At 66.1% G+C, this 15615-nt stretch carries 15 protein-coding genes and 4 tRNA genes; 8 read left to right on the forward strand and 11 right to left on the reverse strand.

Annotated elements, in window-relative coordinates; genetic code table 11:
- Positions 1 to 12 precede the first annotated feature (12 nt).
- The 7 genes from P1P91_RS08600 to P1P91_RS08630 all read right to left on the reverse strand — a co-directional run bounded on the left by P1P91_RS08600 (position 13) and on the right by P1P91_RS08630 (position 4872).
- A complete protein-coding gene (locus tag P1P91_RS08600; RefSeq protein ID WP_311885750.1) occupies positions 13 to 786 on the reverse strand; it encodes a TatD family hydrolase in 774 nt (257 codons plus the stop codon).
- A gap of 160 nt (positions 787 to 946) precedes the next feature.
- Entirely contained in the window at positions 947 to 2539 is a 1593-nt protein-coding gene (locus P1P91_RS08605) for a peptide chain release factor 3 (protein WP_311881975.1), read from the reverse strand.
- Between the two features lie 171 nt (positions 2540 to 2710).
- Positions 2711 to 3952, reverse strand: coding sequence for an NAD(P)/FAD-dependent oxidoreductase (locus tag P1P91_RS08610; RefSeq protein WP_311881977.1), 1242 nt, complete (start codon positions 3950 to 3952; stop codon positions 2711 to 2713).
- A 334-nt stretch (positions 3953 to 4286) separates the two neighbouring features.
- Positions 4287 to 4361 (reverse strand) — tRNA-His (locus P1P91_RS08615).
- Positions 4362 to 4428: 67 nt separating this feature from the next.
- Positions 4429 to 4503: transfer RNA gene (locus P1P91_RS08620), tRNA-His, on the reverse strand.
- An 85-nt stretch (positions 4504 to 4588) separates the two neighbouring features.
- Positions 4589 to 4665 (reverse strand) — tRNA-Arg (locus P1P91_RS08625).
- Positions 4666 to 4795: 130 nt separating this feature from the next.
- Positions 4796 to 4872: transfer RNA gene (locus P1P91_RS08630), tRNA-Pro, on the reverse strand.
- Between the two features lie 216 nt (positions 4873 to 5088).
- Here P1P91_RS08630 and folD point away from each other — a divergent pair.
- Positions 5089 to 5955, forward strand: coding sequence for a bifunctional methylenetetrahydrofolate dehydrogenase/methenyltetrahydrofolate cyclohydrolase FolD (gene folD / locus P1P91_RS08635; protein ID WP_311881978.1), 867 nt, complete (start codon positions 5089 to 5091; stop codon positions 5953 to 5955).
- Between the two features lie 66 nt (positions 5956 to 6021).
- Positions 6022 to 6729 carry a 5'-methylthioadenosine/S-adenosylhomocysteine nucleosidase gene (gene mtnN, locus P1P91_RS08640; protein ID WP_311881980.1) on the forward strand — a complete coding sequence of 236 codons (708 nt, stop codon included), beginning with the start codon at positions 6022 to 6024 and terminating at the stop codon, positions 6727 to 6729.
- Between the two features lie 4 nt (positions 6730 to 6733).
- Here the strand turns inward: mtnN and pyrC are convergent, their stop codons facing one another.
- A complete protein-coding gene (pyrC, locus tag P1P91_RS08645) occupies positions 6734 to 7774 on the reverse strand; it encodes a dihydroorotase (RefSeq protein WP_311885752.1) in 1041 nt (346 codons plus the stop codon).
- 125 nt (positions 7775 to 7899) lie between these two features.
- Here pyrC and P1P91_RS08650 point away from each other — a divergent pair, with 125 nt between their 5' ends.
- From P1P91_RS08650 to P1P91_RS08660, 3 genes are read left to right on the forward strand one after another with little or no spacing between them, the layout of a single operon-like run.
- The gene (locus P1P91_RS08650) at positions 7900 to 8385 is read left to right on the forward strand and encodes a hypothetical protein (RefSeq protein ID WP_311881982.1); all 486 of its coding nucleotides are present in this window, start codon (positions 7900 to 7902) and stop codon (positions 8383 to 8385) included.
- Positions 8386 to 8390: 5 nt separating this feature from the next.
- Positions 8391 to 9662 carry an ATP-binding protein gene (locus P1P91_RS08655; RefSeq protein WP_311881983.1) on the forward strand — a complete coding sequence of 424 codons (1272 nt, stop codon included), beginning with the start codon at positions 8391 to 8393 and terminating at the stop codon, positions 9660 to 9662.
- Positions 9663 to 9707: 45 nt separating this feature from the next.
- On the forward strand, positions 9708 to 10247 hold the full coding sequence (locus tag P1P91_RS08660) for a response regulator transcription factor (RefSeq protein ID WP_311881984.1): 540 nt from the start codon (positions 9708 to 9710) through the stop codon (positions 10245 to 10247).
- On the opposite strand, the gene hybE is transcribed toward P1P91_RS08660, so the two are convergent.
- Positions 10244 to 10687: a [NiFe]-hydrogenase assembly chaperone HybE gene (hybE, locus tag P1P91_RS08665; RefSeq protein ID WP_311881985.1), complete on the reverse strand. Its 444-nt coding sequence runs from the start codon at positions 10685 to 10687 to the stop codon at positions 10244 to 10246. The genes P1P91_RS08660 and hybE overlap by 4 nt on opposite strands.
- A gap of 179 nt (positions 10688 to 10866) precedes the next feature.
- Here hybE and P1P91_RS08670 point away from each other — a divergent pair, with 179 nt between their 5' ends.
- Genes P1P91_RS08670 through P1P91_RS08680 form a run of 3 tightly spaced genes read left to right on the forward strand, consistent with a single transcriptional unit; the run spans position 10867 to position 12864 of the window.
- Entirely contained in the window at positions 10867 to 11130 is a 264-nt protein-coding gene (locus tag P1P91_RS08670) for a GrxA family glutaredoxin (RefSeq protein WP_311881986.1), read from the forward strand.
- A 13-nt stretch (positions 11131 to 11143) separates the two neighbouring features.
- Positions 11144 to 12022, forward strand: coding sequence for an acyltransferase (locus P1P91_RS08675; protein WP_311881987.1), 879 nt, complete (start codon positions 11144 to 11146; stop codon positions 12020 to 12022).
- Entirely contained in the window at positions 11959 to 12864 is a 906-nt protein-coding gene (locus P1P91_RS08680; RefSeq protein WP_311881989.1) for a LysM peptidoglycan-binding domain-containing protein, read from the forward strand. Before P1P91_RS08675 ends, P1P91_RS08680 begins: the two co-directional genes overlap by 64 nt.
- A gap of 90 nt (positions 12865 to 12954) precedes the next feature.
- On the opposite strand, the gene gcvT is transcribed toward P1P91_RS08680, so the two are convergent.
- Positions 12955 to 14067 carry a glycine cleavage system aminomethyltransferase GcvT gene (gene gcvT / locus P1P91_RS08685; RefSeq protein WP_311881990.1) on the reverse strand — a complete coding sequence of 371 codons (1113 nt, stop codon included), beginning with the start codon at positions 14065 to 14067 and terminating at the stop codon, positions 12955 to 12957.
- Positions 14068 to 14178: 111 nt separating this feature from the next.
- Positions 14179 to 15585, reverse strand: a complete 1407-nt coding sequence (locus P1P91_RS08690) for an alanine/glycine:cation symporter family protein (protein ID WP_311881991.1) — start codon at positions 15583 to 15585, stop codon at positions 14179 to 14181.
- Positions 15586 to 15615 lie beyond the last annotated feature (30 nt).

Below are 15615 nucleotides of genomic sequence, written 5' to 3' on the forward strand. Positions count from 1 at the left end.
CGCCGGCGCCGGCTAAAGCGCCAATCCGAACAGCGCCCGGGCGCTGGCCGTGGCCCGGGCGGCAATCGTGGCCGCGCTTTCGCCGCGAAGATCGGCCACGTGCTCGCACACCCGGGCAACGTTGGCGGGCTCGTTGCGCTTGCCCTGCTCCCCGCATAGCGGCATGTCCGGGCTGTCGGTTTCCAACACGAAGCCGCTATCCGGCAGGCTTTTGACCACGCGGTGAAGCTTTTTCGCCCTGGGGTAGGTCAGCGCCCCGCCGAGCCCCAGGGTAAACCCCAGCTCGAGAAAGCGGCGCGCCTGCTCCGGCGAGCCGGCAAAGGCGTGGATCAGCCCGCCCTTGGGCAGTGCCAGCTGGCGCAGGCGCTTGGCGACCTCGTCGTTGGCGTGCACGCAGTGAACCACCACCGGCAGCTCAAGGTGCTTGGCCAGCCGCAGCTGGGCGTCAAACAGCGCCCACTGGGCCTCGAGCGTGTCGTCAAAGCGGGCGTCGATACCGCACTCGCCCACGGCGACCGCGTGGGGATTCTCCGCCAGCGAGGCCTCAAGCGCCCTGACATCGGCGTCGTCTTCCAGCCGGTGTTCATCCATGAAGTACGGGTGCAGCCCCAGGCACACGCTGACGTCCGCCCGCCTGCCCAGCGCCAGCACCCCCGGCCAGGCATCGCGGGTGGTGCCCGGCACCACAAAGTGGCGCACCCCCGCCTCCCGGGCGCGGTCAAACATCGCTTCGCGGTCGGCGTCGAAGTCGCTAAAGTCCAGATGGCAGTGGGCGTCAATCAGCACTGCGTCCCCCTCAAACATCAATCTCCGAATCAGCCTTACAGCGTGCGCCGGGGTAACGCTTCGCGAAGGCGCTGTGAATCCATCCCTGGAAGCTACTGATGCCATCCATGGCATCAAACCTTCGCTCCGGATACCCCGGCGCACGCTCCATCCGAAGCTATTAATGCTCCCGGGTCGGCCGGAAGCGCACCTCGGGCCAACGCTCCTGGGTCATCTGCAGATTGACCCGGGTAGGCGCAATGTAGGTCAGATAGCCACCGCCGTCGATGGCGAGGTTGGCGCTGGCCTTGCTCTTGAATTCCTCGAGCTTTTTGGCGTCGTCGCAGTACACCCAGCGGGCGGTGTGGACGTTAACGCCCTCGTAGATACAGTCGACCTTGTACTCTTCCTTCAGCCGGTGGGCGACCACGTCAAACTGCAGCGTGCCCACCGCGCCAAGGATCAGGTCGTTGTTGTCCAGCGGCATGAAGACCTGGGTCGCGCCCTCTTCGGAGAGCTGCTGCAGGCCTTTTTGCAGCGCCTTCATCCTCAGCGGATCCTTCAGACGTACGCGCTTGAACAACTCCGGGGCAAAGTGGGGAATGCCGGTAAAGCGCATGTCCTCGCCCTGGGTGAAGGTGTCGCCGATCTGGATGGTGCCGTGGTTGTGCAGGCCGATGATGTCCCCGGGCCAGGCCTCTTCCACGTGCGCCCGATCCGAGGCCATGAAGGTCAGGGCGTCGGCGATCTTGACGTCCTTGCCGATACGCACGTGGCGCATCTTCATGTTCTTGTCGTACTTACCCGAGCACACCCGCAAAAACGCAATGCGGTCGCGGTGCTTGGGGTCCATGTTGGCCTGGATCTTGAACACAAAGCCCGAGAAGCGCTCGTCGTCGGCGCTCACCTCTCGCTTGTCGGTCTCCCGGGGCTTGGGCGCCGGGGCGTATTCCACGAAGCCGTCGAGCATTTCGCGCACGCCGAAGTTGCCCATGGCGGTACCGAAGTACACCGGCGACAGCTCGCCGCGACGGTAGGCCTCGAGGTCAAACTCGTGGGACGCGCCGCGCACCAGCTCCACTTCCATGCGCAGCTCTTCGGCGGCGTCTTCGCCCAGCACCTCGTCCACCTCGGGATTGTCCAGCCCCTCGATGCGGTTATCGTCGGGGATACGATTCCCCTGCCCCTGGGTATAGAGGTGAATGACGTCGTTATACAGGTGGTAAACGCCCTTGAAGTGCCGCCCCATGCCGATGGGCCAGGTCATGGGCGCGCACTGGATGTTGAGCACGGTTTCGACTTCGTCCATCACCTCGATGGGGTCCCGGGTGTCGCGGTCCAGCTTGTTGATGAAGGTCAGAATCGGCGTGGTGCGCAAACGGCAGACCTCCATCAGCTTGATGGTGCGGTCTTCCACGCCCTTGGCCGCGTCGATCACCATCAGCGCCGAATCCACCGCGGTGAGCGTGCGGTAGGTATCCTCGGAAAAGTCCTCGTGGCCCGGGGTATCGAGCAGGTTGACGATCCGGCCGCCGTAGGGAAACTGCATCACCGAGGTAGTTACCGAGATACCGCGCTCCTGCTCCATCTTCATCCAGTCAGAGGTGGCGCTTCGGTCGTTGCGCTTGCTTTTCACCGAGCCCGCCATCTGGATGGCGTTGCCGAACAGCAGCATTTTCTCGGTAATGGTGGTTTTACCCGCGTCGGGGTGAGAGATAATCGCGAAAGTTCGGCGCAGATCGGCCTCCTGCGCGACTTGCTGGGCTTGACTCATCGTGCCTCGCTAATCCAGTGGGCCCGGCCTGGGTGCACCGGGCAGAGTAACGTTGGCACGAATTATACCCGCCCCGGCCGCGGCAGGGATAGGCAAGCGCATGATACGGGCAAACGGTCCTGAATTGCCGAGCCTGAACCATGGCAGCGGAAGCATGGGGGCATCACGCGCTCAAAAACGGTCGGCGCGGTAGGGGCGCATATCGACGCTGGGGGGCTCGCCGTCCATCATCGCGCCCAGCAGCTCGCCGGTAAGCGGGCCCAGGGTAAAGCCCTGATGGCCGTGGCCGAAGGCCAGCCACAGCCCGTCGTGGCGGGGAGCCGGACCGATGATCGGCTTCATGTCCGGCAGGCAGGGCCGCGCGCCCTTCCACACCTCGGCTTCCCGGCGCTCGCCCAGCGGTATCAGGGTCCGCGCCACCTTCTCCGCCGCCGCCAGCTGGTCCACATGGGCCGGCGCGTCCAGGTCGTCAAGCTCGGCGCCGGTGGTCAGGCGCACCCCGGCCTTCATCGGCGCCAGCAGATAGCCGACATCGGCATCCATGACCCAGTGGCGCAGCCGCCCCTGCCGCGCTTCGTCGTAGTGCATGTGATAGCCGCGCTTGACGAAGGTGGGGAAATGATAGCCCAGCGGCTTAAGCCAGCGGCTGGCCCAGGGCCCCAGCGCCATGACCACGTCATCGGCGTCCAGAGACTGTGTCGTCGTGGTCACGCGCCAGCCGCCCCGGGTCTGCGCCACGTCGGTAATCTCTTCCTGCAGGCACTGCCCGCCCTCTGCCTCGAACGCCCGAGCGTAAGCGGCGACCAGCTCGCCGGGATCGGTTGCCGTCCAGGAGTTGAGCCAGTGAATCGCCCCGATGATATCGTCGCTCAGGTCGGGTTCCCTGGCGGCAAGCGCTTCGCGGTCGAGCACCTCATAGCGCACGCCAAAGCGCTGGTAGTTTTCCTCGGCCTCGGCCTGACGCTGGGAGAAGTGGCGGCGGTTGCGCAGCAGTTCGAGAAAGCCGTCCTTGCGAACCAGATCTTCGGCGCCGGCGGCTTCGATCATCGGCGCATGAGTGTCCAGGCAGCGCATGATCAGCGCGGCGTACTCGGGGACGATACGCCGATAGGCCGCAGGCCCCGAGTTGTGCCAGTAGCGCAACAGCGGCGTGGCCGCGTGCAGCATGCCCACGGGGCGATAGCGGATATCCACCCGCTGGTTGGGCAAAACGCCCAGCAGCGTTTTCATATCGCGGGGAAACGCATAGGGTCGCACGGCCTCGCGCTGGATGATACCGGCGTTGCCAAATGAGGTTTCGCGCCCCGGCTCGCGGCGGTCGATCAGCACGACGTCGCGCCCGCGCCTTGCCAGATGCCAGGCGATGCTGACCCCGACCATACCTGCGCCCAGTACCAGGGTTCGACGCGCCATTTTTTGCTCCTTGATGCCCGCGCCCTGGGGCGCCGGCGATATCGTTGCGGCTGGCCGCGCACAGACGCTGCGCGGATACAGGTCAAAAATATCACCAAATACAGCGCTTTAACACAGACGTAAGGCCTAATTTAAAACGCCGATACAAAATAAAAAACTGCAAAAAAGCGATAGCAAGAATAAAAAACTAGAAATTCGCACCGCGGCAGAACGCCCGGCGTTTCATCCGCGCACGGCTGTCCACCGATACCGGCCAAAAAGCCCGCGGAAATCAGAAGAGGGGAAGACGCAAGAAGAGGAAAAGAAAGGAGTCGTGAAACATCGCAGACGGTTATGGGGTGGATGATGGGGATCGAACCCACGACCACCGGAGCCACAATCCGGGGCTCTACCACTGAGCTACATCCACCATAACTGCTTGCCCAAGCGCGCCGAAAGCGCTGCCTGGCTGATGTTTCCTGGCTGGCCTGCCTTGCTGGGGTGGATGATGGGGATCGAACCCACGACCACCGGAGCCACAATCCGGGGCTCTACCACTGAGCTACATCCACCGCTGTCAAAGCAAAAGCTGCCGATACAGGCCTGGCTTGAACGCCACGCCCCTTGTTTACCGCGCCGGGTTTGCAGCGCCTTTAATGGCGCGCCCAGCAGGAATTGAACCTGCAACCTACGGCTTAGAAGGCCGTTGCTCTATCCGGTTGAGCTATGAGCGCGCTGTCTGTTTGCCAAGACAAACCCTTTGCCGGAGCAAATCTGCCCGCCTGCATCGAGCCTCAACCCCGTCGAGCACCGGACACAAGCCCGGGTAAACAAGCGATCAACCGGCCGGCGACCTTGTCGATATGGTCGGGATGGAGGGATTCGAACCCCCGACATCCTGCTCCCAAAGCAGGCGCGCTACCAGACTGCGCTACATCCCGAATCGACGCTGCCTTACGGCCCGTCTCAAGCGAGGCATATACTACTGTTTTGTGTTTCAAAGTCAACTCTTGATAGCGCCTGGCGAGCCAGATCCCTGCCCGGCGCTTTGCCTTCCTGCCCCCGCATGCGAAAATCACCGCCGCAGCGACGCCCCGCGGCGCTCTTTCATCCATCGTTACTGCACAACGCGACTCAACACCACAAGGACCGCATTGATGACCGCTCAACTGATCGACGGCAAAGCCATTGCTGCTGACGTACGCCAACGAGTGGCGGAAAAAGCTCGGGCCCGGCTGGAGGCCGGCGCCCGGGCACCCGGGCTTGCGGTGGTGCTGGTCGGCGGCGATCCGGCCTCGCGGATTTACGTCAACAGCAAGCACCGCGCCTGCGAACAGGCCGGCATTGTCTCCTTTCAGCATGAGCTCCCCGCTGACACCGGCCAGCAGGCGCTGGAAGACCTGGTCGACCGGCTTAACGACGACCCCCGGGTCGACGGCATTCTGGTTCAGCTGCCACTCCCCGACCACCTCAACGCCCGGCCGATCCTCGAGCGCATTCTGCCGCACAAGGACGTCGACGGCTTTCATCCGTACAACCTTGGCCGGCTGGCCCAGCGCATCCCCGCACTCCGGCCCTGCACGCCCAAGGGCATCATGACGCTGCTGGAAAAAAGCGGCCTGGCGGTGCGCGGGCTGGACGCCACCGTAGTCGGCGCCTCCAATATCGTCGGCCGGCCCATGGCGCTGGAGCTGATGCTTGCCGGCTGCACCACCACGGTGTGCCACCGCTTCACGCAGAATCTCGAAGAGCACGTGCGCCGCGCCGACGTGCTGGTGGCCGCGGTGGGCAAGCCGGGGCTGATCAAGGGCGAGTGGACCAAGCCCGGCGCCATCGTCATCGACGTGGGCATCAGCCGCCAGGAAGACGGCAGGCTGACCGGCGACATCGAGTTTGACGTGGCCTCTCGCCTTGCCAGCCACATCACCCCGGTTCCCGGCGGCGTCGGCCCCATGACCGTGGCCACGCTGCTGGAAAACACCCTGGAAGCCGCCGAGCACCACGCCCCGTCCGGCACAGCCTGAAGCGTCTACGCTTCCCGCTTCTCCCAGGCCCTCGTTCAATCTCCCCCCAACCCAGGAGGTACCGCTTTGCAGCCTATCGGCATTATTGGCGCCATGGCGCAGGAAGTCAGCATTCTCGCCGGCCAGCTGGAATCCCACCAGCGCCACGAGCACGCCGGCGGCGTGTTTCATACCGGCCGCCGCCACGGCGTCGAGGTGGTCATACTGCAGTCGGGCATCGGCAAGGTGAACGCCGCGGTGGGCACCGCCACCCTGCTCGAACGCCACCGCCCCCGCGCCGTCATCAATACCGGCTCCGCCGGCGGCTTTGCCGACGACCTGCGCATCGGCGACGTCATCGTCTCCGACGAGGTGCGCCACCACGACGTCGACGCTACCGCCTTCGGCTACGAACTCGGCCAGGTACCGGGCATGCCCGCCGCCTTTGCCGCCGACGCCCATCTACGCCGGACCGCTCGCAGCGCCGTGGAGGCGCTGGGCGAAATGCGGGTGCGCGAAGGCATGATCGCCACCGGCGACAGCTTCATGGCCGACCCCGAACGCGTCAACGCCACCCGGGCGGCGTTTCCGGCCATGCTCGCAGCGGACATGGAGGCCGCCGCCATTGCCCAGGCCTGCCACCTGTTCGGCTGCCCCTTTGTGGTGGTGCGGGCGCTGTCCGACCTGCCCGGCGCCGGCGACAATCACCTCTCGTTCGACGAGTTTCTCGAGCTGGCCGCGCGGCGCTCGTCGCGCATGGTCGACCAGATGCTCAGGCAGCTGGCCGGCGCCTGAAGCGCTAGCCGGCCGCCAGCTTCCAGCCCAGGGTCTCGCCGGCCCCCATCGGCACAATGCGCCGGCCGTCGGCGTAGGCGTGGCTTTCCGGCAGCTGCCAATCGCGCCGCTCAAGGGTCACCGTATCGGCGTTGCGCGCCAGGCCGTAGAAATCGGCGCCGTTGTGGCTGGCGAAGGCTTCCAGCCGGTCCAGCGCGCCGGCCTGCTCGAACGCCGTGGCGTAGAGCTCCAGCGCCGCCGGGGCGCTGAACACCCCGGCGCAGCCGCAGGCGGACTCCTTGTCGCCCTGGGCGTGGGGCGCGCTGTCGGTCCCCAGAAAAAACTTCCGGCTGCCCGAGGTCACCGCTTTGATCAGCGCCCGGCGGTGGCGCTCGCGCTTGAGAATCGGCAGGCAGTAACGGTGCGGGCGAATGCCGCCCACCAGCATGTCGTTGCGGTTGAGCAGCAGGTGCTGGGGCGTCACGGTGGCGGCGACGTTATCGCCGGCGGCCAGCACAAAGTCCGCCGCCTGGGCGGTGGTGATATGCTCGCAGACCACACTGAGCCCGGGGTGGCGCTTGAGCAGCGGCTCCAGCACGCGCTCGAGAAACGCGGCTTCGCGGTCGAAAATGTCCACGTCCGCGTCGGTCACTTCGCCGTGAACCAGCAGCGGCATGCCGGACTCGGCAAGCGCCGCCAGGGTATTGTCACAGCGGGCAAGGTCGGTCACCCCGGACGCCGAGTTGGTGGTGGCGCCGGCCGGATAGAGCTTCACCGCCTTGACCACCCCGCTCTGCCGGGCGCGCTCGATCTCCTCGGGCGGCGTGGTGTCGGTCAGATACAGCGTCATCAGCGGCTCGAGCGCCACCCCTGCCGGCAGCGCGGCAAGAATGCGCTCGCGGTAGGCCTCGGCCTGTGCGGCGGTGGTCACCGGCGGCGTCAGGTTGGGCATGATAATGGCCCGGCCCATCTGCGCGGCGCTATGGCCGACGGTGGCCTCAAGGGCAGCGCCGTCGCGCAGGTGCAGGTGCCAGTCGTCCGGGCGAGTCAGGGTAATGGCGTCCACAGGCATTCCTCTCAGGCAGTCAGTGATCCGGTGAGCGGGCTTCGCGTGGCCGCAGTATAACCCATCGGCATTCCGGCGAAATGTGTCGTATCATGGGCAGCCGTTCGGGTCTCAGGAAGCATCTCATGCATAAAGTACGTCGCGCAGCGGACGTCGTTGCCGGGCTTGAAGGCCTTATGTGGCTGGGCCTGGGCTGGTCGATTTCGCTGTCGGTTTATCTGGGCAGGAACGAGCCGATTCTAGCCGCCGTGCTGCTGGCCGGCACCGTGATGCTGTTCGGCTGGGTTCATCGACCGCTGCGCTTTCTGCTGCGCCGCTTCCGGGTGCGCAAACGCCGTACGGACATGTGGATGCACCTGCTGGCGCTGCCGCTGCTTCTGGCCATGGCGCTGTACCTGATCATCGAGGCCGTGCTCGGCGATGCCTGGCTGCCGCCGAAAATGCTGCTGGTCAACGTGCTGGCCAGCGCCGGCTGGCTGACCTTTTTGCTGACCCTTTTCATCAAGTACGTCGCCCACGACCTGAAGTGCAAGCGCGCCAAAAAACAGAGCGCCAGAAACGCAGCCGCCGACAGCCACAACGACAGCCATAACGACAGCCGCACGAGTTGACCGCCATGCCCGCCGAGCTTCCCCTGCCGCTCTCCACGCCCAACCGCAACCTGGTGCGCCTGACCATTGTGCGCGGCATTACCTGGACGGGCTTTTTGCTCGCCGTCGTGGTCGGCGTGGAGCTGCTCGGTTTCAACATGACCGTGCCCGCGGTGGTCGGCGTGGTCATCGCCATGGGCGTCCTCAATATCGCCACCTGGTGGCGGCTGGGCCGCCCCCGGGACGTGGAGCACACCGAATACCTGCTCCACCTGCTGGCGGACATCGCCGGGCTGACGCTGCTTTTTTACTTTACCGGCGGCGCGACCAACCCGTTCATCACCTATTATCTGGTACCGGTGACCATTGCCGCGGCGACCCTGCCCTGGTGGCATACCTGGGTGATCGCCGCCTGCGCCATGGGCGGCTACAGCTTTCTGCTGTTCTACTACCACCCCATCCCCCAGCTGCACATGATCGGCAATACGTCGCTGAGTCTGCATATCCTCGGCATGTGGCTCAACTTCGGGCTCTCGGCGGGGCTGGTGACGTTTTTCATCTACAAGATGGCCCACGCCCTGCGCCGCCGGGACCGCGCGCTGTCGCGCACCCGGGAGGCCGCCCTGCGCAACGAGCAGGTGCTGGCCGTGGCCACCCAGGCCGCCGGCACCGCCCACGAGCTGGGCACGCCGCTTTCCACCATGGCGATTCTGCTCAAGGAAATGGAAGCCGAAACCGGGCCCGAAAGCCCCCTGCGCGAGGATATCGCCCTGCTGCGCCAGCAGGTCGGCCTGTGCAAGTCGCGCCTGCAGCATCTGGTGGAAAGCGCCGACCGCCGGCGCATGGCCGAACCCGAGGTGCGCGACGCCGCCAAATGGCTCGACGGCGTCGTGCAGCGCTGGCTGGTGCTGCGCCCGGACGTCAGCCACCGGCTGGACATTGCCGAGCGCCGGGGGCGCCCCTGGCTTGCCGTGGACGCCACCCTGGACCAGGCGCTGACCAACCTTCTGAACAACGCCGCCGACGCCAACCCCGAGGCCGTTACCGTCAGCCTGGACTGGCAGGACGACAGCGTAGTGATCGACATTCGCGACCACGGCCCCGGCGTGGAGCTGGCCATTGCCGACCAGCTGGGCGACACCTTTGTCTCCACCAAGAGCAAGGGCATGGGCATCGGGCTGTTTTTGACCCACGCCACCATCAACCGCTTCGGCGGCGGCGTCAGCCTGTATAATCATCCCGACGGCGGTACGCTGACCGAGGTGACGCTACCCCGCAGCAAACCGCCCGCGGCCTGACGCCCTCAGCCAGGGGCACCGCCAATCACAGCTGTCGAGGATTTTATGCCAACGCCTGCACAACGCCTGCTTATCATCGACGACGACGACATGTTCTGCCACGTGCTCAGCCGGGCGCTGGGCCGGCGCGGCTACGAAATCAGCGTCGCCCACGATCCTGACGAAGCGCTGGCGCTTGCCGTGGAGCACAAGCCGACCATGGCCACGCTGGATCTCAAGCTCGAACACAGCTCCGGGCTCAAGCTGTTGCCCGACCTGCTGGCCACGGCTCCCCAGTGCCGCGTGGTGGTGCTCACCGGCTATTCGAGCATCGCCACCGCCGTGGAGGCGATCAAGCTCGGCGCGGTCAACTACCTGTGCAAGCCCGCCGACGCCGACGACGTGATCAATGCCTTCGAGCAGCAGCAGGGCGACCCGGACACCGAGGTAGCCGACAACCCGCCCTCGGTCAACCGCATTACCTGGGAACACATCCAGAAGGTGCTCCAGGAGCACGACGGCAACATTTCCGCCACCGCCCGGGCGCTGGGCATGCACCGGCGCACCCTGCAGCGCAAGCTGCAAAAGCGCCCGGTGCGCCGCTAGGCATCGTCCGTGGGCGGCGTCGGCGGCTCAAACAGCCGGGTCATGAGCTGCTGGGCGAGCCGTGCCGCCTCCTCCATGCTGTCAAGCTCGCTCAGGTCGTCGAGAATGCGCCGCTGGTACCAGGACCGGCTGCCAAAGGCGTGGCGGTGCAGCCGATAGCTGCCGGAAGGCAGCGTCAGCAGATATTCATCCGTCGCGGCGTCGGCGGGCTCGTCGGGCCATAGCGCCACCAGCCACAGCGAGCAGGGGGTAATCAGAGCCCCCGCCAGCAGCGCCTCGCCGCCTTCGGGCGTCAGGCGCTGAAAGCACAGCGCGTCCACCCCCAGGCGAGGGTTATAGTGCGCAAGCCCCTTGAGCGCCACCAGGTGGACGTCGCGGTACTCCCGGGCCACGGCGGCCAGCATCGCGTAGTCGTCGCCGCTCGGCGTTGCGGTATGCATCAGCTTTTCTCCCTGCCGGACTGAAAAATGGTTGAGGAAACGGTTGAGGAAAACGGCTGCCATCATAACGCGACTTGATGGCGGGCGTAGCATGGACCTATTGGCCAGGCCGGTCGCCGCCGCGTCACAATGGGCTCGAACGAGCCCCCGTTTTATCGTTCATCCAAGAGGAGATTGTTATGTTCGTGGTGATTTACGGCCGCATGTCCTGCCCCTTCTGCGTTCAGGCCAGAATGCTCGCCGAAAAGCTTGAGGAAAGCGGGCGCATCGAGGGTGTCCGCTACGTCGACATGCCCTCGGAAGGCGTGACCAAGGAAGACATTGCCAAAACCGCCGGCGCGCCGGTGCACACGGTGCCGCAGATCTTTGTCGATCAGGAGCACATCGGCGGCTTCAGCGAGTTTCAGGCGTTTGTCAGCCGCCACCCCGCGCTCAGCGCCTGAGAGACACGCCCCCATGCCGATGATCACCGGGCTGGTCAGCGTTTTGCTGCTGATAGCCAACACGCTGTTCTGGGCGCTGCCGCTGATCGCGCTGACCCTTGTCAAGCTGGCCGCCCCGCGCCGCTGGCAGCCGGCGGTGCTCGACGGTCTCAACGCCATCGCGCTCAACTGGATCGGTTTCAACCTCTGGTGGATGCGCCGCTGGCTCAGGCCAACCCTGAAGGCTCGGGTGCCCGAGGGGCTGAGCCCGGACAAGTGGTGGCTGGTGATCGCCAACCACCGCAGCTGGACCGATATCTTCATGCTGCTCGCGGTGCTCCACCGCCGGGTGCCCATGCCGCGGTTTTTCCTCAAGACCCAGCTAATCTGGATTCCCGTGGTGGGGCTCGCGTTCTGGGCGCTGGAGTTTCCCTTCATGCGCCGCTATACCCGGGAGCAGATGGCGCACAACCCGCGGCTGGCCGAGATCGACCGCCGCGCCACCGAGCGCATGTGCCGGCGCGCCCGCCACCGCCCCATCACCATTTTCAACTTTGTCGAAGGCACCCGCTTCACCCCGGCCAAGCGCGACGCCAGCCCCAGCCCCTACCGCCACCTCTTGCGCCCCAGGGCCGGCGGCGTGGCCCAGGTGCTAAGCCTGCTCGGCGACCGCCTGGACGGCATGATAGACGTCACCCTTCACTACGCCGACCCCGACCCGAGCTTCTGGCGATTCTTGTGCGGCCGGGAAGGGCCGATTACGCTATCCGCCCGCAGGCTCGACATACCGGCATGGATGCACCGCGCGCCCTACCACGACGACCCGCAGCAAAAGGAACGCTTCCACTCATGGATCAACGCCCTCTGGCAGGACAAGGACCGCTGGCTGGACGCCGCCGAGCGCCGACACTGACCCTCATTCTGGCGCTGCTCCTGCTGCTGGCCGGCTGCGCCGGCAGCCCGGCAGAAGACGGCGATGCCGGCAGCGCCGGCGAGTGGGTGAGCATTCAGCGCGGCGACACCCTGGGCAAGCTTGCCCGGCGCGCCGAGGTGCCGCTCAAGCGCCTGGAGCGATTCAACCCCGGCGTGCGCGCCCGGCACCTGGAAATCGGCCAGCGCATTCTGATCCCCAGCCGCCAGGAGCGCGCGCCCTCGGGCGGGCCCTACCGCTACCGCATCCGCCAGGGCGACACCTACAGCGGCATTGCCCGACATTTCGGCACCCGGGCGAGCCGCATCCAGGCGGCCAACGCCGAGATCTCGGCCAGCGCGCTGCGCGTGGGCCAGCTGATCCAGGTGCCGCTCGGCGACGGCGCTGCCCCGGCCCGCCCGGCGTCAACGGCCTCGGCTAGTTCGGCCACCGGCAGCGCGCCGGACCTGCCCGCCTCCGCCGGCACCTGGCCCTGGCCGCTGGATGACTACCGCGTCATGCGCCCCTACGGCAAGGACGACCGCGGCCGGCTGCAGCCCATGCTGCTCGCCGCCCGCCAGGGCAAAACGGCCAGGGCCGTGGCCCCGGGCGAGGTCAGCTTTGCCGATACCATGCGCCAGCTGGGCCAGGTAGTGATTGTCCACCACGACAACAACCTGCAGAGCGTCTACGCGCTGTGCGAAACGGCAAGCGTCAGCGTCGGCGACTCGGTCAAGGCCGGCGAGGAGCTTTGTCGCCTGGCCGACGGCGACGACGGCCCGGTGCTGCTGTTTGACATGCGCCGCAACGGCAAGCCCCTGGACCCCGGCCGCCTGCTGAAATAGTCGCTCCTGGCGTCGATGAGCCCCAAACGTAACGCCGCCCCGCACGGCCTTGCGCACGGGGCGGCGTTTCGCTGCTGATCGCCGTCGGGCCTAACCGCGGTAGTGCCCCGGCGCCACGAACGGCATTTTGGTGACGATCATCGCACGTTTTTTGCCGCGCACCAGGGCGAACACCCGGGAATCCGGCGCTTCAAAATCGCGGTTGACGTAGCCCATGGCGATCGGCCTGCCCACGCTGGGGCCAAAGACGCCGGAGGTCACCACGCCGATTTCATGCGCCTCGTCGTCGACCAGCACCGCGCCCTCGCGCACCGGGGCCTTGCCCTCGGCAACCAGCCCCACGCGTTTGCGTTCGTGATCCCTGGCGTCTACCTGGTGCAGAATCACGTCCGCCCCGGGAAAGCCGCCCGGGCGCTCGCCGCCGCGGCGGCGAGGCTTGCTCACCGCCCAGATCAGCCCGGCCTCCACCGGCGTGGTCTCGGTGGTCATGTCGTTGCCGTAGAGGCACAGGCCGGCTTCCAGGCGCAGCGAATCCCGGGCTCCAAGGCCGATGGCCTCGACTTCGGGCTCGGCCAAAAGCCGACGGGCCATGGCGTCGGTGGCCTCGGCGCGGGTGGAAAGCTCAAAGCCGTCTTCGCCGGTGTAGCCGCAGCGGCTGATCCACACCTCTTCGCCGTCGATGTCAAAGCGCGCGTGCTGCATGAACAGAAGCTCGCAGGCTGCCGGGCATAGCCGCGCCATCACGGCGCTGGCGTCGGGCCCCTGGAGCGCCAGCAGGCCGCGGTCCAGGCTCTCGATAGTGTGGGTCTCGCCCAGGGTGGCGCGCAGGTGGGCCAGGTCCTGATCCTTGCACGCGGCGTTGACCACCAGATAGAAATGGTCTTCGGCGTTGACCAGCATCAGATCGTCGAGAATGCCGCCCTCGTTGTTGGTAAAGATGCCGTAGCGCTGGGCGCCGGGCGCAAGATCGACCAGGTTCGCCGGCATCAGGGTTTCCAGCGCCTCGGCGACGTCGTCGCCGGCCACGGTGAACTGGCCCATGTGCGAGACGTCGAACAGGCCGCAGCGGGCCCGGGTGTGCTCGTGCTCCTTTTTTACGCCCAGCGGGTACTGCACCGGCATCTCGTAGCCGGCAAAGGGCACCATCTTGGCCCCCAGCTCGCAGTGCAGGTCATACAGCGGCGTGTGTTTGGGATTATTCATGCGGCATCCTCATCTGGCACGGTTAAGCGTGATGCGTAAAAAGCCGGGCAGCCCTCGAGCGGCTCCCCGGCATCGGGCAGCGCACAGCATAACATCGCCGTGCGCCGCGGTTTACGACCTGTCGTGGTCCAGCTCTTCGCCGGGCTTGATATCTTCCCCGCTGAAGTAAGCTTTTGCCAGCTTGAACACCACCGGCGACAGCAGCGCCAGCGCAATCAGGTTGGGGATGGCCATCATGGCGTTGAAGGTGTCCGCCATCAGCCAGATAAGGCCCAGGTTGGCCACCGCCCCCAGCGGAATCGCCAGCACGAAGACCACCCGGTAGAGCGGAATCGAACGCGCGCCGAACAGAAACTGGCAGCACTTCTCGCCGTAGAACGCCCAGCCCAGAATGGTGGTAAAGGCAAACACCGACAGCACAATGGAAACGATCTCGTTGCCCAGGCCCGGCAGCGCCGCGTCGAACGACAGAGCGGTGAGCGAGGCGCCCTCCTCGCCGGTTTCCCACACGCTGGCAGTGAGAATCACCAGCGCCGTGATGGTGCACACCACCACGGTGTCGATGAAGGTGCCGAGCATCGCGATCAGACCCTGGCGCACGGGGTTTTTGGTTTTGGCCGCGGCGTGGGCGATGGGCGCGCTGCCCAGACCCGCCTCGTTGGAGAACACCCCCCGGGCCACGCCGAAGCGGATGGCCATGGTCACCGCCGCGCCGGCAAAGCCGCCCACCGCCGCGTGGGGGTTGAAGGCGTAGTAGACAATCATGCCCAGGGTACCCAGCAGCTGATCGGCGTTGATCACCAGCACCACGATCCCGCCGACGATGTAGGCAATGCCCATGATCGGCACCAGCCTGCCCGCCACCTGGGCGATGCGCTTGATGCCGCCGAGAATCACCGCCCCGGAAAGCCCCATGATCACCAGCCCGGTGAGCCAGGCGGGAATGCCGAAGGTGGAGCTCATGGCATCGGCCACGGAGTTCGACTGCACGGTATTGCCGATACCGAACGCCGCCACCGCGCCGAAGAAGGCAAAGGCGCCGCCCAGCCACAGCCATTTCCGTCCCAGGCCGTTCTTGATGTAGAACATCGGCCCGCCGACGTGGTAGCCGGTGCTGTCGGTTTCGCGAAAGCGCACCGCCAGCACCGCCTCGGCAAACTTGGTGGCCATGCCCACCAGGGCGGTGATCCACATCCAGAACACCGCCCCCGGGCCGCCCAGCGCAATGGCCGTGGCCACCCCGGCGATGTTGCCGGTGCCGATGGTCGCCGAGAGCGACGTCATCAGCGCGTTGAACGGCGAAATCTCGCCGTCTTCCTCACCTTTTTGGCGACCGCCGGGCGTACTCTTCGCATCTCGCCCCTGCCACAAAAGCGCCAGGCCCGTTCCCAGCTTGCGGATGGGCATCAGCTTGAGCCCGGCCTGGAGGTAAAGCCCCACCCCCAGCAGCAACAGCAGCATCAAGGGGCCCCATACGACCCCGTTTATCGCCTGAAACAGGCTGTTCAACGTTTCCATTTTGTTCTCCTTGGTGCCCGCTGGCTCGGC

This window comes from Halomonas piscis (genome assembly GCF_031886125.1).
Classification (GTDB): Bacteria; Pseudomonadota; Gammaproteobacteria; order Pseudomonadales; family Halomonadaceae; genus Vreelandella; species Vreelandella piscis.